Genomic DNA, 1,175 nt, shown 5'->3' with positions numbered 1-1,175 from the left:
ATAAAGTATTCTATCAAAATAATCCATATAAATCAAGTGATATCTATAATTTGAAATGGATATTTTTTATATATAGTTTATTACAATATTATTCTTCTGATTCTTCATAATCTGGTAATGCATCATCTGCGAATTCTTGCATACGAGAAATCATTTCATCAGAGGGTTCATCTGCTAATTGGGCATCAATAGCAGTTTTATTTTCTAGAGGTGTTGCTGCTAATGCTTCTTCAATTGTTTCTACTTTAGCAATTGCTGATACATATGAATCTTCAGCTAGACGGATTAAACGCACACCTTGTGTTGCACGACCTGTTTGCGAAATATTTTTCGCATGGAAACGAATAGCTATACCTTGATTGGTCATTAACATGATGTCTTCTTCTCCTGAAACGGTTGTTAAACCAACTAAGATACCATTTTTCTCGGTAACATTAATGGTTTTAACCCCTTTACCGCCACGGTTTTTAATACCATATTCGCTGGCTGGTGTTTGTTTACCGTAACCTTTTTCAGTAACCACTAGTACATTATCATCTGGTCCAAGTACGGACATACCAACCACTTGATCGCCGTCATTTAAACGAATACCGCGAACACCTGTAGCGGTACGCCCCATGCTACGGACGTTTGTTTCTTGGAAACTTACGGCATAACCATCTTGGGACGCGATAATAATGTTGTCATCACCACTAGTTAAGACAACTTTCACTAATTCATCGCCTTCAGCTAGTTTCAAGGCGATTAACCCATTGTTACGGATATTGAAGTAGTCACTTGCATTGGTACGTTTTACAGTACCGTTTTTCGTTACGAATAATAAGTGTTCTTTTACTTCTGCGTCTTCAATTGGGGTCACGTTGATCATTGCTTGAACAGTTTCGTCTTGTTGTAGATTTAGCAGGTTAACAACTGGGATCCCTTTTGCAGCACGACCAAACTCTGGAATTTCATAACCTTTAGAGTGGAATACGCGACCAGTGTTGGTGAAGAATAGGACTGAGTCGTGGGTTGAGGTAGATAACATGGTTTCAACGAAGTCATCGTCGTTCATACTCATCCCCTTAACACCCGTACCTCCACGATTTTGAGCTCTAAATTCTACATCATCAATACGTTTGATATACCCATTTTGCGTTAAGGTAACAATCACGTTACTTTCTTCAATCAGGTCT

Annotated in this window: 1 protein-coding gene; it reads right to left on the bottom strand. The window is 38.4% G+C overall.

The genetic code is table 11. The annotated features are described in order from the left end of the window. Positions 1–88 precede the first annotated feature (88 nt). Positions 89–1,175 (bottom strand): DNA gyrase C-terminal beta-propeller domain-containing protein (locus ACRCJ0_RS14670; protein ID WP_431390945.1); only part of this gene is annotated, 1,087 nt, incomplete at its 5' end.

It is taken from the genome of Aerococcus sp. L_32 (assembly GCF_050689315.1).
Note: the sequence above shows the minus strand (reverse complement) of the source record. Positions and strands in the feature narration are given on the sequence as shown.